The 24,070-nt window shown below is 63.7% G+C and carries 21 protein-coding genes; all 21 read left to right on the top strand.

The features are described from left to right. Nucleotides 1-150 precede the first annotated feature (150 nt). The 21 genes from RBB18_RS17790 (at nt 151) to RBB18_RS17690 (ending at nt 23,996) form a co-directional block, all read left to right on the top strand. The gene (locus tag RBB18_RS17790; protein WP_306112501.1) at nt 151-2,133 is read left to right on the top strand and encodes a ParB/RepB/Spo0J family partition protein; all 1,983 of its coding nucleotides are present in this window, start codon (nt 151-153) and stop codon (nt 2,131-2,133) included. 75 nt (nt 2,134-2,208) lie between these two features. Then, on the top strand, nt 2,209-2,802 hold the full coding sequence (locus tag RBB18_RS17785) for a hypothetical protein (protein WP_025042408.1): 594 nt from the start codon (nt 2,209-2,211) through the stop codon (nt 2,800-2,802). Next, nucleotides 2,802-3,455, top strand: a complete 654-nt coding sequence (locus RBB18_RS17780; protein WP_306112229.1) for a hypothetical protein — start codon at nt 2,802-2,804, stop codon at nt 3,453-3,455. The genes RBB18_RS17785 and RBB18_RS17780 overlap by 1 nt, the downstream gene beginning before the upstream one ends. 123 nt (nt 3,456-3,578) lie before the next feature. Beyond that, nucleotides 3,579-3,905 (top strand): type II toxin-antitoxin system PrlF family antitoxin, encoded by a 327-nt coding sequence (locus RBB18_RS17775; RefSeq protein WP_005668772.1) that lies wholly within the window; start codon nt 3,579-3,581, stop codon nt 3,903-3,905. Then, on the top strand, nt 3,902-4,420 hold the full coding sequence (locus RBB18_RS17770) for a type II toxin-antitoxin system YhaV family toxin (RefSeq protein ID WP_306112228.1): 519 nt from the start codon (nt 3,902-3,904) through the stop codon (nt 4,418-4,420). Before RBB18_RS17775 ends, RBB18_RS17770 begins: the two co-directional genes overlap by 4 nt. Before the next feature lie 141 nt (nt 4,421-4,561). After that, on the top strand, nt 4,562-4,720 hold the full coding sequence (locus tag RBB18_RS23230) for a StaA (protein WP_371931678.1): 159 nt from the start codon (nt 4,562-4,564) through the stop codon (nt 4,718-4,720). A gap of 101 nt (nt 4,721-4,821) precedes the next feature. Beyond that, nucleotides 4,822-9,084 carry a strawberry notch family protein gene (locus RBB18_RS17765; protein ID WP_306112227.1) on the top strand — a complete coding sequence of 1,421 codons (4,263 nt, stop codon included), beginning with the start codon at nt 4,822-4,824 and terminating at the stop codon, nt 9,082-9,084. Between the two features lie 122 nt (nt 9,085-9,206). Beyond that, nucleotides 9,207-9,593 carry a DUF6878 family protein gene (locus RBB18_RS17760; protein ID WP_306112226.1) on the top strand — a complete coding sequence of 129 codons (387 nt, stop codon included), beginning with the start codon at nt 9,207-9,209 and terminating at the stop codon, nt 9,591-9,593. 1 nt (nt 9,594) lies between these two features. After that, nucleotides 9,595-10,056 carry a hypothetical protein gene (locus RBB18_RS17755; protein ID WP_306112225.1) on the top strand — a complete coding sequence of 154 codons (462 nt, stop codon included), beginning with the start codon at nt 9,595-9,597 and terminating at the stop codon, nt 10,054-10,056. A gap of 100 nt (nt 10,057-10,156) precedes the next feature. Further along, nucleotides 10,157-10,459, top strand: coding sequence for a hypothetical protein (locus RBB18_RS17750; protein WP_306112224.1), 303 nt, complete (start codon nt 10,157-10,159; stop codon nt 10,457-10,459). Between the two features lie 124 nt (nt 10,460-10,583). After that, nucleotides 10,584-11,312 (top strand): DUF736 family protein, encoded by a 729-nt coding sequence (locus RBB18_RS17745; protein ID WP_306112223.1) that lies wholly within the window; start codon nt 10,584-10,586, stop codon nt 11,310-11,312. Nucleotides 11,313-11,894: 582 nt separating this feature from the next. Beyond that, entirely contained in the window at nt 11,895-12,692 is a 798-nt protein-coding gene (locus RBB18_RS17740) for an AraC family transcriptional regulator (protein ID WP_306121261.1), read from the top strand. Nucleotides 12,693-12,807: 115 nt separating this feature from the next. Further along, the gene (locus tag RBB18_RS17735; protein ID WP_306112221.1) at nt 12,808-15,792 is read left to right on the top strand and encodes a molybdopterin cofactor-binding domain-containing protein; all 2,985 of its coding nucleotides are present in this window, start codon (nt 12,808-12,810) and stop codon (nt 15,790-15,792) included. Next, on the top strand, nt 15,789-16,616 hold the full coding sequence (locus RBB18_RS17730; protein ID WP_306112220.1) for a xanthine dehydrogenase family protein subunit M: 828 nt from the start codon (nt 15,789-15,791) through the stop codon (nt 16,614-16,616). Before RBB18_RS17735 ends, RBB18_RS17730 begins: the two co-directional genes overlap by 4 nt. Further along, entirely contained in the window at nt 16,604-17,110 is a 507-nt protein-coding gene (locus RBB18_RS17725) for a (2Fe-2S)-binding protein (protein ID WP_306112219.1), read from the top strand. Before RBB18_RS17730 ends, RBB18_RS17725 begins: the two co-directional genes overlap by 13 nt. Beyond that, the gene (locus RBB18_RS17720; protein ID WP_371931677.1) at nt 17,103-18,308 is read left to right on the top strand and encodes an AMP-binding protein; all 1,206 of its coding nucleotides are present in this window, start codon (nt 17,103-17,105) and stop codon (nt 18,306-18,308) included. The genes RBB18_RS17725 and RBB18_RS17720 overlap by 8 nt, the downstream gene beginning before the upstream one ends. Further along, nucleotides 18,305-18,631 (top strand): hypothetical protein, encoded by a 327-nt coding sequence (locus RBB18_RS17710; protein ID WP_306121263.1) that lies wholly within the window; start codon nt 18,305-18,307, stop codon nt 18,629-18,631. The genes RBB18_RS17720 and RBB18_RS17710 overlap by 4 nt, the downstream gene beginning before the upstream one ends. Before the next feature lie 35 nt (nt 18,632-18,666). Then, complete coding sequence (locus RBB18_RS17705; RefSeq protein ID WP_306121260.1) at nt 18,667-19,473, top strand: enoyl-CoA hydratase/isomerase family protein; 807 nt, start codon at nt 18,667-18,669, stop codon at nt 19,471-19,473. Nucleotides 19,474-19,510: 37 nt separating this feature from the next. Next, nucleotides 19,511-20,770 (top strand): benzoate/H(+) symporter BenE family transporter, encoded by a 1,260-nt coding sequence (locus tag RBB18_RS17700; RefSeq protein ID WP_306112216.1) that lies wholly within the window; start codon nt 19,511-19,513, stop codon nt 20,768-20,770. Between the two features lie 986 nt (nt 20,771-21,756). Next, nucleotides 21,757-22,686, top strand: coding sequence for a DUF2493 domain-containing protein (locus tag RBB18_RS17695; protein ID WP_103764530.1), 930 nt, complete (start codon nt 21,757-21,759; stop codon nt 22,684-22,686). A gap of 155 nt (nt 22,687-22,841) precedes the next feature. Then, complete coding sequence (locus tag RBB18_RS17690; RefSeq protein WP_306112215.1) at nt 22,842-23,996, top strand: SH3 domain-containing protein; 1,155 nt, start codon at nt 22,842-22,844, stop codon at nt 23,994-23,996. Nucleotides 23,997-24,070: the final 74 nt, after the last annotated feature.

Raw genomic sequence — 24,070 nt, 5'->3', positions numbered from 1 at the left:
GGGGGAGTCTCAAATCCTACACCTCCGACATGGAAGGCCCGCTGCCCCCTTAAAGGCAAAGCGGGCCTTCTGTGGTCGTGATCCCCGAAGCCGGGGATTGGTTACGCGCGAGGGCGCGGGCCACACCTCACCAATCGAGAAGGACATCCCATGACCACAAGCTTCAAACCCGTTTCCGTCGCCATCGGCGATCTGGTCCCGCATCCCGCCAATGTGCGCAGCAACTCTCCGGAAACCTATGACCCCGAGAACATCGCGCATCTGAAGGCCAGTATCGCTGTGCTGGGCCTGCTCCAGCCACTCCTCGTCCAGAAGATCGACGGCAAATACGCCGTGCTGGCCGGTGGCCGGCGGCATGCCGCGCTAAAGGAGCTGGTCGCTGACAAGGCCATCAAGGGCTTCACGGCGAAGACCAAGGTGGACTGCCGCCTCGTGCCGGAAGACTGCGACGTCACCACGGCGCTGTCGCTCGCCGAGAACGTCACCCAGGCGCCGATGAACGCCATTGACGAGTTCGAGGCTTTCGCTCGGATGATGGAGGTCGATGGCCAAACGCCCGAGACGATCGCAAAGACCTTCGGCACCACGGTGGCGGCCGTGAAAGGCCGGTTGCGTTATGGCCTGATCCACCCCGACATCCGCGCCGCGGCTCGGGGCAAGGTGATCACGCTCGACACGATGAAGGCCTTTGCTGAGCATCCAAGCCAGGAGGCGCAGCGCGAGGTCTTCGAGGCGCTCACGAAGGACGGCGGCTATCTGCAGGCCTATACCGTCCGTCAGGCCCTCAAATCCCGCGGCGTGCAGGTCAGCGACGATATCGGGGCTTTCGTGCGCGCGGACTACGAGGCGCGTGGCGGTGCCGTCGCAGCCGATCTGCTGGATGAGCATTCCGTGCTTGAGGATGCGGCTCTGGTCGAGACCATCCTGCTCGAGAAGCTCGGTGCCGCTGCCGAAGAGGCCCGTATGAGGCTGGGCTTTGCCTGGGCCGATGCGATGGTGCGCTATGATTACGCGACCATGGCCGACTACGGCCGCGTCTATCCCGGCCCGATCGAGCCGGATGAGGCTGCCCAGAAGCGCATCGATGAGATCACCGCCGAGCTTGAGAAATTGCAGCTCGAGATGGAGGATGAGGGGCTCGAGGACGGTGCCTACAACGCGCTTTACGATCGCGTGGATGCCTTGGAAGAGGAAGCCCGCGATCTGCAGGAGGCCTACAGCGCCGAGGACCTCGCGCGGTCTGGGGTGATCGCCTCGTGGCAGGGTGGGCAGATCACGCTCCATGTGGGCCTCGTCCGCCCGGAAGACACCGTCAAAGAGGAGGGCGCGCGCGGCTCCTCGGCTAGCCCAACCGGGGAGGAGGCCCCGGACCCGGGCGAAATCACCTACCCGGCCTCGCTGGCCGAGGACCTCAAGACCGAGCGGGCCATGGCCCTCGGCGCCGCGATGGCGCTGCATCCGGAGGCCACGCTCGATCTGACGCTCTTCAAGCTGGTCAGTGATGTTCTGGCCAGCGGCATGAGTGTCACGCAGGCGATCAAGATCGATGCCCGCAAGGAATACCGCAGCCATGCCAAGATGGACGAGATCGACGAGACCTCGCTCGAGCAGGTGGCGGCGGCGCATGATGCGCTTGATCTCTCGTGGCTCGATGACGCCCGCGCGCCCGCCGATCAGTTCGCGGCGTTTCGCGCGCTGGAGGCAGGGGAGAAGGCCAAGCTCGTCGCCTATGCGACCGCCAGCACGACGCAGTCCTGCTTCGCACGGGACCGCCAGCGCGACAGCCTGATGCATGACTTCGAGATCGAGATCATGCCCGACATCCGGGCGCATTGGACGCCGAATGCGGCGCTCTTCAACCGCTTCAAGAAGGCCTGGCTCCTGAAGATCCTCGGCGAGGATTTGGGCCTGGCCCAGGAGGCGGTGACGCTGGCCTCGTCGAGCAAGAAGGAGATCGTCGCCTTTTGCGACAAGCTCTTCGCCGAGCCTTTCGCCACGCTCACGGACGCGCAGCGCGCTGCCGTGGCCGCCTGGTGCCCGCCGATGATGCAGACCGCGGGTGGCGCCTGTGATGAGGCGGAGCCCACCGTGGAAACTCCGGAGCCTGCCAGCGAGGTCGCGCAAGCGGCCTGATGCATCAAGTGACCCGCGCGTGGGCCATGCCGCCCGCGCGGGTCGACCCCCCACACCCAACGGAAAGACACCCCCATGGCTATTCTCAAGTTCTCTGCCTCGGCGGTCGCGGCTCAAATCGCACATGCGCGCGCCTGCAAAACCTTCCTGCCCAACTGGAACGGCCCGGTGGACAGGCCCGCCCTGATCCTCATCGTCGGCAATGGTGTGCATCTGCGCTCAAATGGCATCGATGGCACGACCACCCGTATCGTCACCACCGAACAGGCCGATCCCTCCTTCGCCTTCGCGGACGGCATGAACCCGTTTCGCGACACCGACTGGATGGCGCAGCGCCGCATGGCGTTCCGCGACCTGACCGGCCAGTTCTACACCGACATCCTGGATGACGTGCAGGTGCTCATCGACCGGGGGCGGGGTGCGATCCGGCTCGCCACCGATGGCCACAGCATCCGCGTCTTCGTGCGCCGGGCCTCGGACTATCTCATCGGCGGAACCTACGAAGTGCCCTCGGGCCTCGGCGGCACCTTCCGGGTCATCCTCAAGGATGCCTGCGACACCTTCGCGATCGTGCAGAACTGTGGCAATTGCGAGGATTTCGACGCGATGCAGCCCTACCGCGTGCCGCTCGATGCGCTGATGGAAATCGATGACCGGAGGGCGGCATAATGGGATGGCTTTTCTACACCGACGGCCGCGTTAAAACCTACGCGGATGAGAGAGAGGAGATCACCCGGCTCTGCACTTTTGAGGGCGAAACGCGCAAAACCGAACTGGTCAAGGCATGCAAGGTCGGCTCCACCTGGTATGCGGCGGCAAGGGTCACCAATCTCGACGGCACCCACGTCGAGGACACGACCTATGTGACCGATGCGGATGGGTCGATCACTTTTGGGGCTGTCTTCCTCACCCGATACGATGACGGCTGCTGGGGCTACAAGGACATGGAGGAAAGCGCTGGCCCGAATGAATCTCGTGCTCCCCTTGGGCTGATCGAGCTCCTCTCCGACCTGAAAGACCCGGACAGCTACGTCCAGGACTGGCGTCAGCGCTGCCGGGATTGGGCTGCGATCCCAGACTACGAGGAAGGCGACAAGATCAAGCTCGCAGCACCCGTGACGTTCACCGATGGCAGCACCTGCCAGCTCGTCACCGCGACGCACTACTGGCGCGGGCAACAAAAGCGCCGCTGCTACCGCATCGAGGAAACCGGCGGGCTCGTACGCCTGTCGAAGGCCTCGCTTGCGGGTTCGGAGCTGCTCAGCTCCGCAAAGGGCGAGGCCAGTCCCGTGCTGGCGGAGTTTCTGGCGGGGCGAGAATAGGTCAGCGCCGGACGGTTCATCGACCTGCCCGGTGACAGCAGATCCTGCGTCTAATCTTGACAAGGCAATGCAAATGCATTACCTATCGCGGGCAGCAAAGACCCTTTTCTTCAGGAGACTGCCATGACAGCCCTCGCACAAGATGTCTCGAAACTCACGGATCGGTATCAGACGACCGTGCCGGCGGGTGTGCGCAAGCAGCTCAAGCTGGGCAAGGGCGACCAGATTCGCTACTGCACCGAGCCGAGTGGCAGGGTCTATATCGAGCCCGTGCGCAGCGACGAGGAAGATCCTGTGCTCGGCGCCTTTCTCGATTTTGTCGAGGCCGATATCAAGGCGCATCCGGACCGCATTCGGGCGTTCGATGGGGCTTTGCATGACCGTCTTGCAGCACTGGTCGGAGACGTTGACGTCGATCTCGATGCGCCGCTATCGCTCGAGGATGAATGAGCGGCGATAGCGTGCCCGCCCAAGCGCCCCTTGTCGTAAACGGATGGTCGATTTATGCGCATCCGCTCTTTCTGGACCAGCTCGAAGGGCTGATTGAAGAGGTCGAGGCGCGTAAGGCACGCGATCCCAAGACCTGGCGCAAGAAGAATTCCACGAAGCGGCTGGCCGCCATCTTCAAGCTGGTCACCGAGGCCATACCGGCAGATCCGGGTGCCGCCGCCTTCCGGCAAGGCGGCACACTCGGCGATCACCGCAAGCACTGGTTCCGGGCGAAATTCTTCCAACAGTATCGGTTGTTCTACCGGTTCAACAGCGATGCGAAGGTCATCGTGGTGGCCTGGGTGAACGACGACAAGACCCTGCGCGCCTATGGCAGCAAGACGGATGCCTATGCGACGTTCAAAGGGATGCTGGAAGATGGCAACCCACCTGACAATTTTGACGCGCTCCTGAAAGAAGCCGCGGCGGCGGACAAGCGGTTCGAGGCGTCCCTGGACGCGGTACCTGATCGGTGAGTGGTCGGGTTAGCTGTGAACCTTACGGCCTTGCCGTTTACGGCACCACTGTGGGTGATGTAGCATCGACCCATAGCATAGTCGGAGAAAGCGCAATGGACCCAACGGGTAAGGAACAGCCGCACCTCGGTCTCGAGGAGCATTTCCGTATCGGCTGATGTCAATTCGTATGACGCGTGGTTTCGTGCGCAGGTACAGACCGCGCTTGAAGATGCACGCGCGGGAACTTCACAGGTTCAGGTAATGCAGGCCGCGCAGGCTTTGATTGATGCGAAGCGCCAGGGCCAATCCAAGCCCTGACCAAACCTTGGAGGTCAGCGCGGTCTGACCTCATCACCCCGGAAAAGCGAAAGAGGGCTTTTTGTCTTTGGAACTCAGACCCTGATCCAAAGGAAACCCCCATGTCCAAGCCCCGCTCAACGCTCCCCAATCCTGTTGAATTCGACGCTAACCTCGCCTCTGCACTGGCACAGATCTGCGCGGAGATCGCCCACCAACCCCTGCGCAGCTCAGCGCTGGCGCGCATCATGCGCGAGACGTTTCATGGCAGTGATGCCGGGGGCGCCTGGGACTGGCGCATAGCCTATGACATGATGCAGGCTGCGGCCATCCAGGTGCTGCTGGGTGGGGACGGCGCGGCAGGTGACATCGCTACCGCAAAGCTGCTCGCCTCACGGCTCCTCACGGAAACGCGCCGCTCCGAGCAGCAGATCCGGCTGCAGCAGTTTTCCACGCCACTGCCATTTGCCGCCTTGGCCGTGCGGGCGGCTGCGATCCGCGAGGGCGAGACCGTGCTGGAACCCTCGGCTGGCACCGGTGCCCTGGCTGCTTTCGCCGCCCGGGCCGGTGTCACGCTTTTGCTCAATGAAATCGACTCCTTTCGCCAGCGCCTCCTGCGGGCCCTCTTCGGCGGCGAGGTGACGGGCCATGACGGCGAGCATATCGACGATCTGCTTCAGATGCCGGTTCTACCCGACGTCGTTGTGATGAACCCGCCCTTCGCCTCCTCGGTCGATCGTTCCCGCGACAAGCACATCGCTGCAAAACATCTCATCGGGGCTGCAAAGCGTCTCGCGCCCGGCGGGCGGCTGGTGGCGATCATGCCGCCGGGATTCACGCCCGAACGCGATGCCGCGCATTGGTCCCGCGCCTGCGGTCTCCTGACGCCGCGCTTGGCGTTGACGATGCCAGGGCAGGTTTATCGCAAGCTCGGCACCTCTGTCGAAACACAGCTCATGGTCTTCGACAAGGTGCAGGAGGACGGCGAGATGATCCGCGCCAATGTCCGGGATCTGGATGAAGCCTTGGCATATGTCGACGCCGTGGCCGCAACACGGACCGAGATGCGCCCCGCCCAGCGGGCTGAAGCATTCCCTCATGCTCGGGCGACCGTTCCATCCTCCGCCCCGCGCAAGACCGCCGCTGCGCCTGTTGCCGCCTCCAAATCCCGGGCCAATGCCGTCCGTCCGCTCAGCTTCACAAGCTTTGAGGCCCCGCGCGACAACACGCCGATCTCGGACATCTATGCGCACTACCGTCCGCAGCGGATTGAGATTGCGGGTGCGCAGGAACATCCCACGCCGCTCGTTGAAAGCATCGCCATGGCCTCGGTTGCCCCACCCATGCCCTCAAACACGGGCAGTGATGACTTGCGCCTGCCCGCACGTTTGATCGAGCAGGGAGATCTCTCCGAGGCGCAGCTCGAGACCATCATCATGGCGCATGAAGCCCATGGGCGTGATCTGCCCGGTCGGTTTACCATCGACGAGGACCAGACCAAGCTGACGCGCGCCGATGATGATCCAGACGCACGTGCCTATCGCCTCGGCTATTTCCTCGGCGACGGCACCGGTTGCGGCAAGGGGCGCGAATGCGCGGGGCTGATCCTGGTGAACTGGCTTTCCGGGCGCAGGAAGGCGATCTGGGTCTCCAAATCCGCCACGCTCATCGAGGACGCCATCCGCGACTGGACCGATCTCGGCGGCTCGCCAGCCGACATCCAGCCGCTCTCCAAATGGAAACCGGACCAGTCCATCCCGATGGGCGATGGTATCCTTTTTGTCACCTACGCCACGCTGCGGTCCGCGGGCAAATGCGGCACCACGCGGCTTAGCCAGATTCTCGACTGGATGGGTGAAGACTTTGACGGCGTTCTTGCCTTCGATGAGGCCCATGCAATGCAGAACGCTGCCGGGTCCGAGCAGGGCAGGGGGGTCAAACCCTCCCAGCAGGGCCTCGCGGGCCTGCGGCTGCAACTGGCAGCACCCCGCGCCCGCGTCTTCTACATCTCGGCCACGGGCGCCACGAGCGTGCACAACCTGGCCTATGCCGCGCGGCTGGGGCTCTGGGGGCAGGGGCCAGAGTATCCCTTCCCAAGCCGCGAGAGTTTCGTCTCGGCCATGGAAGCTGGCGGTGTCGCCGCCATGGAGGTGGTCGCGCGCGATCTCAAGACGCTCGGGCTCTACACGGCCCGCGCCCTCAGCTTCGATGGGGTGGAGTATGACGTGCTCGAACACGCGCTCACCCCGGCCCAGATCGAGATCTACGATGCTTATGCGACCGCGTTTCGGACGATCCACCACAATCTCGAAGCTGCGCTGACCGCGACTGGTGTCAACGATGCCTCGGGGGAGACCAATGCCTCGGCCGCACGCGCCTCGGCCAAGTCCCGCTTCGAGAGCACGAAGCAGCGCTTCTTCAACCATCTCCTGATGGGCATGAAAGCCCCGACCATAATCCGCGCCATCAAGGACGATCTGGCGGCAGGCAACGCTTGCGTCATCCAGGTGGTCTCGACAGGCGAGAGCCTGCTGAAACGTCGGCTTGAAACGATGGATTCCGACGATGAGCTCGTCGAGGGGGCCTTGACGCCGCGCGACTATGTTCTGGGCTACCTCGAACAGGCCTTCCCGATCCACGCGCAAAAGCTCGTGGAGATTGACGGCAACATGGTGGCCGAGCCGCTCCGGGATGAGGCCGGCGCGCTGGTGGTCTCGCGCGAGGCGCTCGCCTTGCGCGATGCGGCTATGATGGAGTTGATGACGCTGGCCCCGATCCCCTCAGCGCTCGACCAGATCCTCTGGGCTTTTGGTGACGAGGCCGTCGCTGAAGTCACGGGTCGGTCCATCCGGCCCCTCAAGGCCGAGGATGGTCATCTCTTCATCGAGAAGCGCTCCGCCAGCAGCAATTCATCCGAGACTCAAGCCTTCATGGACGGCGAAAAGGATATCCTGATCTTCTCCGATGCGGGCGGGACAGGCCGGTCCTATCACACGGCGCAAACGGCGAAGAACCAGAAGCGGCGGCGGCACTATCTTCTGGAGCCTGGCTGGCGTGCCGATGCGGCGATCCAGGGGCTGGGGCGCACGCATCGATCGGCCCAGGTCAGCGCACCCTTCTTCCGGGTCTGCACCTCAGATGTGCATGGCGAGAAGCGCTTCACCTCGACGATCGCGAAACGCCTCGATCAGCTTGGGGCCCTCACCAAAGGCCAGCGCGAGACCGGCTCGCAAGGCATGTTCCGCGAGGAGGACAATCTCGAAAGCCCGATCGCGCGGGCGGCGCTGCGTGGGTATTTCGCCGATCTTGCCGCTGGGCGTGCCGAGGCGATGAGCTACGAGAGCTTCACCGACTGGACCGCTCTGCGGCTGATCGACAAGGACGGTGTGCTGCTCGAAGAGCTGCCGCCGATCCAGAGGTTTCTGAATCGGGTGTTGGCGCTGCCCATCCACATGCAGAACGCGCTCTTTGCCGAGTTCATGCGCCGGATCGCTGATCAGACTGAGCGGGCGCGCGCGGCGGGCACGCTCGATCTCGGCGTGGAAACCCTGCGCGGCGAAAAGATCGAACAGGTTTCCGCAGAGGATCTCTGGACCTGCCCGAAATCCGGTGCGGTGACGCGGATCATTGGGCTCGAGGTGACCGACCCGGTCCACGTCCTTAGCGCCGAAGAGGCCATGTCGCGCAATCCGGACAAGCTGCCGATGGTTAATCGTGCTTCGGGACGCGCGGCGCTCATCTCGGCACGGCCCATGCAGATGTACGACGAGGATATCGTCACCCTCATGCGCAAGGCCGTGCGACCCAACGGGTCGAGCTATCTTGAAGAGGCACGGTTCGAGTCCTCGGCCTGGGAAGAGATCGGCAAGCCCGAGTTCGTACGGCTTTGGGATGAAGAGGCTGCCTCTTTGCCGAAAACCACCACGACCAAGCTTTATCTGCTGACCGGGCTGCTGTTGCCGATCTGGAAGGACATTCCGACCACGAATGAACGCATCTATCGGGTCACGCCGGATGGAGCGGCCGCGATGATTGGGCGGACGCTGAGCGAGGAAGGGGCGGCCGCGCTCCGCGCCCGCTTCCTCGTCTCCAATCCGCAAACACCGCAGGAGATGCTGACTGCCGCTCTCGGCACCTCGGTGCCTGTCGATCTTGGCCGGGGTCTCACCCTGACCCGTCGCCGTGTCGCGGGCGAGATGCGCCTCGAGCTGGGCGGCGCGGACAAGGGCATGATCGACGGCCTCAAGGCCATGGGGTGTTTCACCGAGATCATCGCCTTCCAGCTGCGGGTGTTCCTGCCGCATGGGGACGGGATCGACACGGGGACCATTCTGGCCCGGATCGTTGGGCAGGGAACCATCAAGGCGGCAGAACAAGCCGCCTGAAAAGTCAAAGCGGGCTTTGGGACGGGCGTCGCGGATCGGAGTTTGGCCGGTCTGTGCTTTCCGGGCGCGCGCCGACCAATGCCACGCCCGGCCCCCCCAACATCTGACAAGAGGACAGACCCATGACCAATCCCCAGATCGATTATGCCGCAATGGCGGCTCAGTGGCGTGCAGAGCGCAAAACCACCTTGAAGGCAACCCGAGCGGAACTGATCGCGCAATTGCGCGCGCTTGGCATCAACGAGGTCACCGCCGAATACGAAGGCTATGGCGACTCCGGCAATGTCGAGGATGTGACCGTGCAGCCTGCGGAGGTCCAACTGCCGGAACCGCTTGTCACCGCGGTGGGCGATTTCGCCTGGTCGCTCGCCTATCACCATCACCCTGGGTTCGAGAACAACGAGGGCGGCTATGGCACGCTGACCTGGGACATCACGGGCGACAGCGTCACGCTCGATCATGCGGACCGCTACGTTGAATGCTCGCACAGCTATGACGAGGGGCTTTGAGATGGCGCATCCGCTTCATCATGCTGAAAGCTCGGCCCGGAAATTCGGCGGGGTGCCGTCTGACTATCAGGCCGTGCACGATTGGTTCGACGCCTCGAAAGAGCACCTCGCGCTCTTCACGCACCGCGCCTTGCGTCATCATGCCCAAGGCCTGTTCGAGGCCGAACGTGTCTTCGGCCTGACCCTGACCAATAGCGCAGGTCGGGACATCCCCGTGCGCTGGATCGGCGAGCAGCATATCCGCGAAGACTGCCAAGGCCGTATCCCGAGCATGGCGGACTGGCTGCGTCGGATCCAGCCTGAGCCATGGATGGCCAATGGCCATATCGACCGGCATTCTGGCGATGAGCCCTGCGGCGACCCAAGGGCCGCCTGGGCATCTGAAGTCGCCGCCGACAGAACGGTTCTTGGTTTGAAGGATTGGATGGCGGCGCGCGCGATGCAAGCCAAGCAAGGTGCCTGACAGGTCTCGGCCGTTGGCCAAACTAATGCTGCATGGAAGCCCGGTTGGACGACCGGGCTTCTTGCGTCGTTTCCCCACCATTCTTCGTAAGGAGGTTCGCATGACTCTCGAAGACATCAAGGCCGCCGTCGATGCCGGGCAGACCGTGCATTGGGCCAATACCGGCTACGTTGTCCACAAGGACCGGCTCAGTCAGTACCTGATCACCTATGTGCCGAACGGCAGCTGCATCGGCCTGACAGACCGGAGCGGGCACCGGTTGAACGGGGAAGAGGCGGAGTTCTTCATCGCGCAATCGAAGGACGCCGCAGAAGATCCGGGCAGCCAATCAAGACCAGGCGGGCAGGAAAGGGGCGTAGCACTCGGAGGTACGGGGGCATTCCCGCTCGGACGGCAGCTTTGACCCGAGAGCGGGGCTGAAAGGAAAGCAGGCTTTCTGATTTGTGATCCCTCAAGGGGTCGAGAAAGCAATCCCGGATGCGCTGGCAAGAACGTCAGGCACCGGCCAATCTAAAAGGAACTATCCCATGTTCGCAGGAACCCTCACCCGCAACGTTGAGACCGCAGCCGCCGAATACACCGGCATGATCCATTCGACGCGCTTTGACATCGCCATCCAGCTCGAGGCACGGGCCAAGATGTCCGCGCGCAGCCCGGATTTTGACGTGACGGCCGTCAACAAATCAGGCCGCAAGGTGCGCATCGGCACAGCCTGGAACGAGAACGGCAACACCAGCGGCAACCCCTACATCTCGATGCAGATCGATGTCGGCCTGGGCCCGTTCCGCGTCAATGCCGTGCAAACGAAAGAGGCGCGCGCCGCCCAGAGCGGCGAATTCGAGATCATCCCGCTTGTCTCGAACGGCCTTATGAAATCCGGCTCGATCTCGGGCGAGCTCACCGCCATGGACGCTGACAACGCCTTCACCGGCTACATCGCCAATATGATGTTCGATCTGGAGTTCATGCTGATCGAGAACAGCTACAAGACCGAGGAGACCCACCCTGACTACCGCATCGAGGTCAGCTCGCCCCGGGGCACGCCGATCCGCGTTGGCTCGGCCTGGATGGCCAAAAGCAGCCGCACGGGCAATGACTACCTGTCGCTGCTGATCAACACGCCCGATGGCGACCTGCGTGTCAACGCCGTCCAGAACGAAGAACAGCGCGGTGGCCAGACTTTCTCGATCATTCCGTTCATCGACAGCGGTGATCAGGCGCAAGACGCGGGCGCGGGGCTGTCGCTGGTTGCCTGAACAGCGCGCGAGGTGAGACGATCTGAACCGAAAGGGGAGCCGTGGGATCACGGTTCCCCTTTTTCTGTATAGGCGTGGTTTCGGCCCAAACCCGACCTTCGCGGACTTTGCGGCGAAGGTCCGGAAGTAGCCCTGTGTCCTTCGGATCGACCATTCGGTGTCTATTCGCCGCATCTGTGAAACACGAATAACGATGCAAGGCTTTGCTCCGCACATACACCTGAGATCTGGAAAAGCTCGGGCTTAGGTGCGATAGGAAGAACATGGCTACCTTGTCGCCCGAGGGTCTTTGACATGGCAACGCACCGCTGCGCTCAGACGGAGCGATGCCAACACCAACGAAACATTTTTTGGTCTATCGGAATGCGTTCCAAAATGAAAAAGCTTGGTATCCGGCAACGGCGCGAAATGCGTAGCGTCACAGGCTTATCAAGTGACACCGAAGACGTGCTGAAACACGGAGCCGTCAAAATGCCTGCAGTCGAGCAAGATTGACCCGATCAAAAAAACTGGTAACGATTTCGAATGTCGTCTGCTCTGAGGATTGCTATTGGGCCTTTCGGGCGGGTCGCTCTGCTTGATATGGACCGGCCTCTGGTTAAGCACGCCCATGCGCAATGCCACGTCCTTCTGAAGGTCGAAGGTGTCGATACCGAGTTCGATGTGGGTGGGCGCCGCGTGATGTTGACCGACGAAAGCGCGATTCTAATCAATGCGTGGGAGCATCACAGCTACGTCCACCGCACGGATCAACCGCCAACCATCATCCTCGCCATGTATATTGAACCGAGTTGGCTTGGCGCGTTTCGCGGCAATTGGGAGGCGAGCGCCGGACCGGACTTCTTTCCGCAGCCGGGCGGTGCCATATCGCCGCAAATCCGGAGGCAGGTCGGTGAGACAGCAGAGGCGATGGTGCGGGCGCCCGGTGACGCCGCGACGCATGAGCGGCTGATCGGGCGGCTGATGATCTCGATTATCGAGCGGCTGGCCCCCTGGCGCGATGTGCAGCCTTCGCTTCGGGCACAGGCCCAAGCGACGCGCATCCCCGACCGGCGGATCGCACGGGCCCTGGTCTTGCTCCGCGAGGATCCTGCCGGCGTGGTCTCGATGGATTGGCTGGCCCGAGAATGCGGTCTGTCGCGTGCGCATTTCTTCCGGCTGTTCGAGGCGAATACAGGGATCTCTCCCCGGGTCTACCTGAATACCCAGCGGGTGGAGCGTGCAGTGCAGGCCGTGGCAAATGAAACGCGCAGTTTCTCGGCCATCTCCAACGACCTCGGCTTTTCCGTCCCTGCGCATTTTTCGCGGTTCTTCCATGACCATGCCGGCTCCTCGCCCAGCGTCTTCCGCGAAGTCACCACCCTGCGCGATAATGCCTGACCCCGCTTTTTGAGACTCCTCGGTAAGGTCTGAGACCTTGCGGGATCGCGCGGTCAGCGGCCCCCCGTCTAACCTCCTCCGCCAAGGGCTTGCTTTTGCCAAGCCGGGAGGAGAGATGAAAGATACTGTTCCAGCTAAGCTGCTTGGCCGGTCCGAGCTGCGCGTCGAGGACCCGGCTCTGCTGTCGGGCCACGGGCGTTATATCGACGACCTGCCGGTTGCCGCGGGGACCTTGGCGCTGGCCTTTGTCCGCTCGCCCCACGGTCACGCGGCGATCCGGTCCGTCGAAACTGCCGGGGCCGCGCAGGCGGCGGGCGTCGTTGCCGTGATCACGGGAGAAGATGTTGCGGCGCGCACCCGGTCCATGACGGTCGGCGTGAAAGCCGATGTCGAATGCTGGCCCATGGCGGTGGACCGCGTGCGGTACGTGGGAGAGCCGGTGGCGATGATCGTCGCGACCGACCGCTACCTTGCCGAGGATGCCGCGGATCTTGTTGAGGTCGACTACGATCCGCTTGACGCCGTCTTGGAGCCCGTGGCAGCGCTTGCCGCGGACGCACCGGTGCTGCATCCGAGCCTTGGCGGCAATCTCATCAACGAACGCAGCTTCCGCTACGGCGATCCCGAAGCGGCCTTCGACGCGGCTCCGCACCGGATCGGCATCGACGTTACCTATCCGCGCAGTGCCTGCACGCCCATCGAGACTTACGGCGTCATCGCCAGCTATGATGGCGGCGAGGATGCCTATGACGTCACCGCGAATTTCCAGGGTCCTTTCTCGATCCATGCGGTGGTGGCCCGGTCGCTGAACGTGCCCGGCAACCGGCTGCGGCTGCGTACGCCGCCCGATTCAGGCGGTTCCTTCGGGATCAAGCAGGGTGTTTTTCCCTACATGATCCTCGCGGCCATCGCCGCGCGCATCGCGGGCGCACCGGTCAAGTGGATCGAGGACCGCCTGGAGCACCTGTCGGCCAGCGTCTCGGCCACCAATCGTCAGACGCGGATAGAGGCGGCGGTGGCGGAGGATGGACGGATCACCGCGCTCGACTGGGACCAGGTCGAGGATTGCGGCGCACATCTGCGCGCACCGGAGCCTGCGACGCTCTACCGGATGCACGGCAACATGACAGGTGCCTATGACATCCCGAATCTGGCGATCCGCAACCGCATCGTGCTGACCAACAAGACGCCGACGGGGCTCAATCGCGGCTTCGGCGGACCGCAGATCTATTTCGCGCTGGAGCGGTTGATGGAGACCATTGCGCGGCAGCTCGGGCTGGACCCGCTCGCGGTCATCCGCCGCAATCTCATCCCCGCTGAAGCCTTTCCCTACCGTACGGCCAGCGGTGCTCTTTATGACTCTGGCGACTACGCCACGGCGCTGGACCGTGCTGTCGCGGAAGGCGGGCTGGACGAGCTTTACGCCCGCCGTGACAAGGCGCGCGCCGAAGGCAGGCGCTATGGCATAGGCTTTGCCTGCGTGGTGGAGCCCTCGGTGTCGAACATGGGTTATATCACCACCGTCCTGACGCCCGAAGAGCGCGCCAAGGCCGGGCCGAAGAACGGTGCGCAGGCCACGGCGACCATCTCCATCGATCCGCTCGGCTCGGTGACGGTCAAGGTCGCCTCGGTCCCCCAGGGCCAGGGCCACCGGACGGTTCTGGCGCAGGTCGTGGCTGACAAGTTCGGCCTGCCGATAGACGCGGTGCGCGTTCTGGCCGATGTGGACACGATGCGCGATGGCTGGTCCATCGCGTCGGGAAACTACGCGTCGCGCTTTGCCCCCGCCGTTGCCGGTGCGACCGAAATTGCGGCTACTCGATTGCGCGGCAAGCTGGCAAAGGTCGCGGCCACGCAACTGAATATCGCGCCGGGCGACGTGACCTTCGAGGCGGGCCGCATCGGTGCTGCGGGCAATCCCGACAACAGCGTGTCCTTCGCACGGGTTGCCGCCACGGCGCATTGGGCGCCGGGCACGCTGCCCGATGGCTTGGACCAGACCATGCGCGAGACCGTCTACTGGACCCCGCCGCAGTTGGAGGCACCGACGCCGCAGGATGGGGTTAATTCCTCGCTGTGTCACGGGTTCATCTTCGATTTCTGTGGAATAGAGATCGACCCCGAGACAGCCGAGCCACGGATCGACCGCTACGTGACCATGCATGATTGCGGACGGATACTGCATCCGGCCATGGTCGATGGCCAGGTGCGGGGCGGGTTTGCCCAGGCGGTCGGCGCCGCGTTCCTCGAGGAATATTCATACGGTGCCGACGGATCGTTTCAGTCGGGCACGCTCGCCGATTACCTGTTGCCAACGGTGATGGAGGTGCCCGAGCCGATCATCCTGCATCACGAAACACCGTCGCCGTTCACGCCGCTTGGAGCCAAGGGTGTGGGCGAAGGCAACTGCATGTCGACGCCAGTCTGCATCGCCAATGCCGTGGCCGACGCACTGGCCTCCGAGGACGGCGCGCCCGACATCGTGTTGCCTGCGACGGCGGCCAAGCTTGCGCCGTTGATATTCGGTGCCGAGCCCGCCCCGAAAGAGCCTGTGCCCGAGACGAAAGCCGAGGCCACGGCAGGCGGCCGCAAGCTCACCGGCGAAGGCCGCGCCGTGGTGCAGGCCAGCCGCGAGGACGTCTGGCGGATGTTGCTCGACCCGGCGACGCTCGACGCGATCATCCCCGGCTCGCATGGCGTTCAGAAGGTCGGCAAGACGCGCTTCGAGGCGGATGTGACGCTGGGCGTCGGGCCCGTGCGGGGGCGCTACAAGGCTCGTATCGACCTGTCGGATCTCGACCCGCCCAATGCGGTCACCCTTTCGGGGCAAGCCGTGGGCGCACTGGGTACGGGCGGCGGGCAGGGCCGCATCACGCTGACCGACACCGAAGACGGCACCGAGATCGCCTATCGCTACGAGGCCGAGATCGGCGGCAAGGTCGCCTCGGTCGGCGGACGGCTTCTGGACGGCGCGGCGAAGGTCGTGATCGGCGAGTTTTTCCGCGCCCTGGCCCGCCATTGCGGCGGCGGCGCGCAGAGCGGCCCCATGGCCCGCCTGAGAGGTCTTATCAACCGAGTCACGAAAGGAGGCAGGTCATGAAACCCGCCCCGTTCGATCTTGTCGCGGCGACGGAGATGAGTGAGGCGCTGGACGCGCTGCACCAGGGCGGCACAGAGGCCCGCGTCATCGCCGGGGGCCAGTCGTTGGTGCCCATGCTGAATATGCGCCTCGCGCGTCCCGCAACGCTTGTCGACATCACCCGCATCCCGGAGCTGTCGCGGATCGAGGCCAAGGGCGACCGGATCACACTTGGGGCCGCCGTGCGCCAGAGCACGCTGGAACGCTGGCCCGATCTCGCAGACCGCCTGCCGCTGGTGCATGCCGCGCTTCCCTGGGTGGGGCACATGCAGCTGCGCAATCGCGGCACGGTCTGCGGCTCTGTCGCCCATGCCGATCCCAGTGCCGAGCTGCCCCTGTGCCTGATCGCGCTCGGTGGCAGCGTCACCCTGCGCCGCCGGCGCAAGACGCGGACGGTCGCGGCGCAGGATTTCTTTCAGGGCATGATGTCCACGGACCTCGCCCCCGGAGAGATGATCGCCTCGGTCACCTTCCCGGTCCGGAAAACAGGCACCGGCTATGCCTTCCGCGAGGTCGCCCGCCGCCATGGAGATTTTGCCATCGTCGCCTGCGCTGCCGTGGCCCGGCCTGACGGCACCGCCACGCTGACCGTCGGCGGCGTCGCCGACACGCCACGCACACTCGAGCTGCCGGCAGACAGCGCCGATCTTGACGACCGGCTGAACGAGTTCGCCTGGCACCTGCAGGCCCGCGACGACCTGCATGCCACCGCGCGCTATCGCCGCGACTTGGTTCGCAAGCTCGGCCGCGCAACCTTGAAGGAGGCCTTGTCATGCCGCGACTGACCAAAGACGAGACGCACGCGCTGCGCTTCACCCTGAACGGGCGGCCCGTATCGCTCCGCGTCTCCCCGCGCAAACTTCTGAGCGACGTGCTGCGCCACGAGATCGGCGCGACGGGCACCCATGTTGGTTGCGAACACGGCGTCTGCGGTGCCTGCACGGTGCAGGTGGACGGCGAGCCTGCCCGCGCGTGCCTGATGCTCGCCCAGCAGGCCGAGGGGTGCGAGATTCGCACGGTCGAGGGGTTGGGCAAGAGCGATGCGCTGACCCCGCTGCAAGAGGCCTTCCGGGAACATTTCGCGCTGCAATGCGGCTTTTGCACGGCCGGCATTCTGATGACCCTCGACGCGCTGTTTTCGCGTCAACCGGACGCGGAGGAAGACGCGATCCGCGAGGCGCTCTCGGGCCACCTGTGCCGCTGCACCGGCTATGCGCCCATCGTTCAGGCGGCGCTGGCCGCCCGTAACCGCATCAAGGGAGGACCAATCGATGCTTGACCTCGGAACCAGCTTTATCGCGTCCGTTGAACGCGATCCCGGCGCGATGGCAGTTGCCGAAGGGGACCTGACGATCTCCTATTCCGACTGGTATTGCCGGATCAGCGCGCTTGTGGACGCGCTTGGCCAGATCGGGCTTCGCAAGGGCGACATGCTGGTCACGGCGATGCAGAACCGGTGGGAGAATGCCTCGCTGCACTGGGCCTGCCAGATTGCCGGGATCGTCATCACGCCCGTGAATTGGCGCGTCACCGCCGATGAGCTGGACCATGCGCTGCGCGACAGTGAGGCCCGCGTCCTGGTGCATGACGATGCCGCGTCGGAGGCCGTGGCCGGATCGGCCCTTGCCGCGGACCTCAACGTATTGCCGCTGGATGGTGATCAGGGCCTTGCCGCCATGCTGGCAGGCCGTGCCGCCGATGCGGTGCCGCAAGCCGGGGCCGACGATATGTCAGTCATGCTTTATACATCCGGCACGACCTCGAAACCCAAGGGCGTGCCGCGCCACCACCGGGCCGAACGGGCCGCGGCCATCGCCCACGTGGCGCAGAACATGTACGGACATGGCGAGCGCACGCTGGGCGTTATGCCGCTCTATCACACGATGGGGATCCGATCGCTCCTGTCGGCCAGCGTGATCGGCGGTGCCTTCGTCTGCCTGCCGCGCTTCAATGTACCGGACGCGCTCGATGCGATCGAAAAACATGGTGTCGACAATCTCTATCTGGTGCCGACGCTTTACCATGACATCGTACATCACGCGAGCTTCACGCCGGACCGGGTGGCCAGCGTGCGCAAGCTCGGTTTTGCCGGAGCGTCCATGACCGACGGTCTTTTGCAGAAACTGGCAGAGGCTTTCCGGCCCGAGCTTTTCGTGAACCATTACGGCTCTTCCGAGATCTACACTTTTCCATCTGCCAGGACGCTGCCGCCAAACCCGGATCAGCGGGCCGCGCTGCGATTAACCAGAGACTGCGCGTGGTGCCGCTGGGCACGACTGATGTCAGCCAGACCTGCGCACCCGGACAAGAAGGCGAAATCGTCGCCTCCATGCAGGGAGATGAAGCTTTCGAGGGCTACTGGAACCGCCCCGAAGCGGACAAGAAGGCCATTCGCGACGGCTGGTACTTCACCGGCGATTGCGGGCACTTCGACGAAGACGGCGATCTGTTCGTCACCGGCCGGGCCGATGACATGATCATCACCGGCGGCGAGAACGTCTCGCCCGTCGAGGTCGAAAGCTGCCTGTCGCTGCACCCTGCCGTGGCCGAGGTCGCCGTGGTCGGATTGCCGGATCCACGCTGGGGCAACGTCGTTACCGCCTTCGTCAAGCGCGGCGACAAGGTCACGGAAGACGAACTCGACGCCCATTGCCGCGACTCCGATCTGTCTAATTTCCGCCGCCCGCGCCGCTACGTCTTCGTGCGCGAAATCCCGAAATCCCCTGTCGGCAAGCTTCTTCGCCGCCTGCTGGTTGCGGGCGAATACGAGGTCGAACCGGCCGAGACCACAACTGCGTAACTCCAGAGAAAGACATCCCGATGAAAGAAACTCCGATGACCGAGACAATGACCTTCACCGATCCGCGCCTGGCCGAGCTCGACGGTTTTCGCGTTCAGCTCGATGAAGCCAGCGAACGCGCGGACATCGTCCTCGCGCGGCCGCCCTACAACGTGATCTCGATGGGTGCCCGCGATCAGCTGCGCCTTGTCTTCGAGGCACTTGATGAAGATGACCGCGTGCGCATCATCGTCGTCTCCGCCGAGGGCGAGCATTTTTCCTCGGGCGGCAATATAAAAGGCTTCCTCGAGGCCAGTCCCGAGCATGTCTCGCACCTCGCCTGGAACGTCGCGGCCCCTGCACGCTGCTCTAAGCCGGTGATCGCGGCCAATCGCGGCTACGCTTTCGGCGTGGGGTTCGAGCTATCATTGGCCTGCGATTTCCGCATTGTGTCCGAGACCTGCCGCTATGCGCTGCCCGAGCAGAAGCTGGGCCAAATCCCGGGATCGGGTGGTTCCGCCCGGCTGCAGAAGATCGTCGGAGTGACACGGACGAAAGACATCGTCATGCGTTCAAAGCGCATCAAGGGCCAGCAGGCGCTTGATTGGGGCATCGCTACCGAATGCGTGCCAGATGGCGATCTCGAACAAGCGGTGACCGACCTCGTGAACGAACTCCGTGAATTTTCACCGATTGCGCAACGCACCGCAAAGAAGCTGCTGAACGATACAGACGACGCGCTGCTCAGCACCGCGATCGAGATGGAGGGCCTGAACTACAGTCGCTTGCGTCAATCGGAAGATTTCCGCGAGGGCGTCGAGGCGTTTCACGCCAAGCGCAAGCCCGAATTCACCGGCCGCTGAAACGGCTAGCAACCAAAATCAAGGGAGGGAAACCTAAATGGAACGGACGGAAACAACCAACTGGATCGAGAAAGGACCGGGCTTCGGCGCGGGCCTTTCGGGCCTGCGCGACGCGCTGGGAATCAAAACGGCGAGCGCGGGACTGGTCGCGGCCATCTTCGGATGCTCGGGGCCTGCCCTGATCGTGATCGGCGCCGCCAACAATGGCGGTTTGACCGAGGGTCAGACCGTGGCCTGGCTTCTGGCGATCTACGGCCTCGGCGGGCTGATCAGCCTGTTCATGGCACTTTACTACAAGCTGCCTGTGACGGGGGCGTACTCGATCCCCGGGGCCGCGCTGGTCGCAGGTGCGCTTGGGACATTCCCGTTCGAGCAAGCGGTCGGGGCATTCCTGATGGCGGGCGCGATGGTCTTCGTGCTGGGGATCACCGGGCTGATCGGCAAGGTGATGCGCTGGCTTCCGATGCCCATCGTGATGGCGATGATCGCGGGCGCGCTCATCCGCTTCGGCATCGGCGCGGTCACCTCGATCGAGAAACTGCCCATCGTGGTCGGTGCGGCGACAATCGCCTTCTTCCTGTCGATGCGGTTCCTGCGGGCCGTCCCGCCGGTGCTGACGGCGCTGATCGTCGGCCTCGTGGCCGTGGCGCTGACCGGTGGCTTCCAGGGGGGCGAGGCGGCAATCAGCTTTGTCGCACCGGAATTCACCGCACCTGTCTTCACGGTCGACGCGTTCTTGGCGATCGCCGTGCCGCTGGCCGTGCTCGTGATCGGGGCCGAGAACGCACAGGCCATCGGTGTTCTCTACGCCGAGGGCTACCGTCCTCCGATCAACGCAATGACCGTGATCTCGGGCATCGGCGGCATGCTGGCCGGGTTCATCGGCGGGCATAACGCCAATATCGCGGGGCCCATGACGGCGATCTGTTCCTCCGATCAGGCGGGTGAGAACCCTGAAAAGCGTTATGCGGCCACGGTGCTCAACGGCGTGCTCTTCGCCGCCTTCGGGATATTCGCCGGGGTTGCGGTGCCGCTCATCATGGCGCTGCCCGGGCCCCTGATCGGCGCGGTGGCGGGGCTGGCGATGATCACTGTTCTGCTGAGCGCGTTCCAGTCCGCCTTCGACCGGACTGCAGGCCACCAGATCGGAGCCTTCGTCGCCCTGATCGTGGCGATGTCGAACGTGTCGTTCCTGAGCATCAGCGCGCCCTTCTGGGCCCTGGTTGCGGGCGCTGCGGTCTCTGTTTTGAACGAGGGAGTGGTCAGGGCCCAGCCCGTGGCGAAGTCGGCGTCCTGAAGGACAGTGCCAAGTCGCGCCAGCAATCAAACGGGGGGCGTCCGTCAAAACACGACGCCCCTCATGAACGTTGAATCTGCCGCCGCCGCAATCCCGTTGACTGGCGGGACGTCGACAAACATTAAGTTTCCATCATTGCGCTGGCGTTCCGGGATTTCGGTATGGTGGCGTGTCTCGCTCGCCATTTGTTTTGCCTTGAAATTCTCCCAGAGCTTCTCGATATTTTTGCATTTGCGATGAACAGACGCTTGCTGCCCTCATACCGGAGCTGCTTCGCAGCGTTAGCGCAAATCGAGCACTCGTTACGCATGGCAGGATTATGTCCTGACAGCCGACATTCATACCGTCCGCAGCGAAGGTCAACTCTCCGCGCATCTCGGCGAAAGCTTGGACAAGGAATCCCTGTAATCGGCAGCGGCGTCGCCCGCACATCACCCTTGGGCTAAGCCTTGCGGCCTACCCTGCTCGGCTTCGCGTGTCGCAGGGGAGAACGGCCCTTCGGTCCGTCGCGCATTCGGCCATGCGGCCTCACCGCGGCGCTGCGCCTGGCATCCCGGTTTGCCCGCCTCGCGAGCACGTCCCTCCCCGGCCGCTCCGCCGGATTGCGCTCTGGTCTGTTTTGCGGGGCAAAACGATCCCGCCGCTTCATCCGTCTTCCGCGTCCGGTCGGGCCGTTTGCCTGCTCGGGTCGGGCAATCCTACCGTCAAAACACACACACACATGAGCATGGAAGCATATCCTCCGGATGGCTCCCAAATCAGCCCGCGTCAAGGATCGCAAAACTTTTCGGCGAGGGCGGGCCTGTGGCGCCGGGCGGTCCCGAGCGTGAGCGCGCGCGTGTGTCGGGAGTTGCACGCGGAAAACTTTTGCGCCCGGCAAGCCGGCGGCTGCGCCGTCCCTGACCCGGGCAGATTCGGAAACCAGGCATTCGGCCATGCCCCCACACTCACGTGGTGGCTCCACAACCGAACACTGGAGACCAGACATGGCTTACGACACCGCAAACACCTACGAGACCATTGAGCTTTTCGGGCTAACGGAAAAAGGCGCCCACCTGCCGATCCCGGAGGATTACATCCTGACCGACCACATCATCCGCGAGAGCTTCGAGGCTCTGCTTGGCCCGCTGCGCGGGACCGGCCTTGAAGGCGAAATCGAACCGCTGGCCCATGGGCTCGCCACGATCCTGCAGCGCCGCAAGGTGGCGCTCGGCAAGGAGGTCGACCGCACCGCCGACAAGATCGGCGCGCTAGCAAAATCCCACGACGGATCGGAGATCGCCGAGACCGCGATTGAGGAGGCGCAGGCGCGCTTTCTGCAGCTGCGCGAGGTCGTCAGCGCCATCGAGGTGATGAGCGAGGCGGCGGCGGAATGCTACGAGATCGAGACCGGTCACGCCTTCATCCCGGCGGCAGGCTCGCGCGCAAGCGTCCGGGCGCAAGAGACCGGGGCGGTCTTCGAGGCGCGGCAGCTCCTCGAGCAGCATGATCGGGAAACCGCCGAGAAGTCGAAAGTCGAGGGGGTGCCCCTGATCGTCTCGGGTGCCACCGACTGGACCGATGTCGATGTGATCTTCAATACGCTCGACAAGGTTCGCGAACGGATCAAGCAGAACCGCAATCAGGAAATCTTCCTCTGCCACAAGGGTGGCAAGCACGGGGCGGAGATGATTGCGGCTCGGTGGGCCCGGGCACGCGGAGTCGCGCAGGCGCGCTTCGATCCACGCTGGTCCGCGCACGGGCGGGCGGCACCGTTCAAGTGCAACGACGAAATGCTGGACGACAAGTTCGCGGCGACGGGAGTTGTGCTCTTCGGTGGCAACGGGGTCGCGCTGAACCTCGGGCAGAAGGCGGAAGCGAAAGGCCTGACGGTCATGCGAGTTGCCGACCCGGCGAAGAAGGCGTCGCAGGATTGAAGAGAGAGGGTCTCGCTTGGCGCGGCCTTTTCGTCGTTTTCCCAGATGTTTACGAACCTCGGCGGTGTCACAGTGAGCTCCAGCGATGTGCATCGATAGGCTTGGTGATCGCAATCCGGCCAATCTGGTTTCGGGAGTGGCTGGATGGTATTTCTATGCAGTTACAGCTTAATGTGGCCGTGTGGCAGAAGACATCTGTTGCGCAGTTCAATACCCGCCCAGGTTTTTCCTCGATGCCTTTTTCCCCGGAACGCACAAAAGAGATTCAATCGCGCATTGATGCGCGTTTGCGGTCCGGGCAGGCAAACGATTGGGAAGTGTCTTTTCTCACGAACATGGCTGAACGGTTTCAGCGGTATGGGACGGAGACGCGCTTGAGCAAAGCGCAGTATGCCAGCCTGCACAAAGTATTGAAACTGGAACGGGAAAAACCGGCCCAGACAAGGTCATCTGCCGACGACAGAACTTCTCAGCCAGCACTAAAGCGTAGTACCGGAACTGTTCAGGCGAGATCCCGTCCGGTCTCCGTGACCCGCGCGATCAATGCACCTCGGCGTGCCGTGCGCAAGGCTCAACGCCAAATCATGCTGCCGTTGGTGATCGCTGTCGGATTCTTCGCATTGGTTGGATCATTGTTTGAATCATCTAGCACGCGATCCACTCCCTACAGTCCGTCAGCGGTTCCCTCATCGCAAACTGCCGACGCCGCTTACGTCTATGTGACAGGGACACGTGTCAATCAACGTGCTGGACCGTCTACTTCAAACGCCGTGATGGGTGTCTTGAGCGAGGGAACCCGCGTCGAAAAGCTTCGCGAAGAAGGGCAGTGGACAGAAATTCGATCCAATTTTGGTGCGGGCTGGATGGCGACCAGTTTCCTGTCACTGGTCGCGCCGCCAACAGAGCGACCCGCCTCACAGGACCGGTCGCTTCGCGCCAGCGATGTTCGGATCATTGACGGTGACACAATCGATGTTCCAGGCTTGCCAGCAAACGTGCGTCTCGTTGGATTTAACGCGCCTGAGACATGGAGACCCGCCTGCGCTGCGGAGCGTGAGGTTGGGGAGCGCGCGACCGCGCGTCTTGGTCAATTGGTGCGGGGTGCGGCGTCAATAGAATTTGAGCGCGTGGCCTGTTCCTGCCGGCCCGGGACAGAGGGTACGGATCAGTGCAACTTCGGGCGGTTCTGTGGCTTGTTGTTCGTTGACGGTCAACACGTCGGCAGCACGCTCATTGCTGAAGATCTGGCCGTGCCGTACCGCTGTGGCCGCACCAGCTGTCCCCCACGCCCTCAACCTTGGTGCCGATAACAGACGCGCCCATCCGATACAGACGACGGATCTTCGCGCGCGGCGGAACGCTGACCCGCCGCATCGCGAGCGTG

The organism is Roseovarius sp. MMSF_3298, assembly GCF_030733705.1.
Taxonomy (GTDB): domain Bacteria; phylum Pseudomonadota; class Alphaproteobacteria; order Rhodobacterales; family Rhodobacteraceae; genus Roseovarius; species Roseovarius confluentis.
This window is presented reverse-complemented; position numbering and strand designations above follow the sequence as displayed.

Excerpts from the sequence above, each read along its gene's own strand:
- RBB18_RS17790 (WP_306112501.1), top strand. The coding sequence starts at position 151 with ATGACCACAAGCTTCAAACCCGTTTCCGTCGCCATCGGCGATCTGGTC.
- RBB18_RS17785 (WP_025042408.1), top strand. The coding sequence starts at position 2,209 with ATGGCTATTCTCAAGTTCTCTGCCTCGGCGGTCGCGGCTCAAATCGCA.
- RBB18_RS17780 (WP_306112229.1), top strand. The coding sequence starts at position 2,802 with ATGGGATGGCTTTTCTACACCGACGGCCGCGTTAAAACCTACGCGGAT.
- RBB18_RS17775 (WP_005668772.1), top strand. The coding sequence starts at position 3,579 with ATGACAGCCCTCGCACAAGATGTCTCGAAACTCACGGATCGGTATCAG.
- RBB18_RS17770 (WP_306112228.1), top strand. The coding sequence starts at position 3,902 with ATGAGCGGCGATAGCGTGCCCGCCCAAGCGCCCCTTGTCGTAAACGGA.
- RBB18_RS17765 (WP_306112227.1), top strand. The coding sequence starts at position 4,822 with ATGTCCAAGCCCCGCTCAACGCTCCCCAATCCTGTTGAATTCGACGCT.
- RBB18_RS17760 (WP_306112226.1), top strand. The coding sequence starts at position 9,207 with ATGACCAATCCCCAGATCGATTATGCCGCAATGGCGGCTCAGTGGCGT.
- RBB18_RS17755 (WP_306112225.1), top strand. The coding sequence starts at position 9,595 with ATGGCGCATCCGCTTCATCATGCTGAAAGCTCGGCCCGGAAATTCGGC.
- RBB18_RS17750 (WP_306112224.1), top strand. The coding sequence starts at position 10,157 with ATGACTCTCGAAGACATCAAGGCCGCCGTCGATGCCGGGCAGACCGTG.
- RBB18_RS17745 (WP_306112223.1), top strand. The coding sequence starts at position 10,584 with ATGTTCGCAGGAACCCTCACCCGCAACGTTGAGACCGCAGCCGCCGAA.
- RBB18_RS17740 (WP_306121261.1), top strand. The coding sequence starts at position 11,895 with ATGGACCGGCCTCTGGTTAAGCACGCCCATGCGCAATGCCACGTCCTT.
- RBB18_RS17735 (WP_306112221.1), top strand. The coding sequence starts at position 12,808 with ATGAAAGATACTGTTCCAGCTAAGCTGCTTGGCCGGTCCGAGCTGCGC.
- RBB18_RS17730 (WP_306112220.1), top strand. The coding sequence starts at position 15,789 with ATGAAACCCGCCCCGTTCGATCTTGTCGCGGCGACGGAGATGAGTGAG.
- RBB18_RS17725 (WP_306112219.1), top strand. The coding sequence starts at position 16,604 with ATGCCGCGACTGACCAAAGACGAGACGCACGCGCTGCGCTTCACCCTG.
- RBB18_RS17720 (WP_371931677.1), top strand. The coding sequence starts at position 17,103 with ATGCTTGACCTCGGAACCAGCTTTATCGCGTCCGTTGAACGCGATCCC.
- RBB18_RS17710 (WP_306121263.1), top strand. The coding sequence starts at position 18,305 with ATGATCATCACCGGCGGCGAGAACGTCTCGCCCGTCGAGGTCGAAAGC.
- RBB18_RS17705 (WP_306121260.1), top strand. The coding sequence starts at position 18,667 with ATGACCGAGACAATGACCTTCACCGATCCGCGCCTGGCCGAGCTCGAC.
- RBB18_RS17700 (WP_306112216.1), top strand. The coding sequence starts at position 19,511 with ATGGAACGGACGGAAACAACCAACTGGATCGAGAAAGGACCGGGCTTC.
- RBB18_RS17695 (WP_103764530.1), top strand. The coding sequence starts at position 21,757 with ATGGCTTACGACACCGCAAACACCTACGAGACCATTGAGCTTTTCGGG.
- RBB18_RS17690 (WP_306112215.1), top strand. The coding sequence starts at position 22,842 with ATGCAGTTACAGCTTAATGTGGCCGTGTGGCAGAAGACATCTGTTGCG.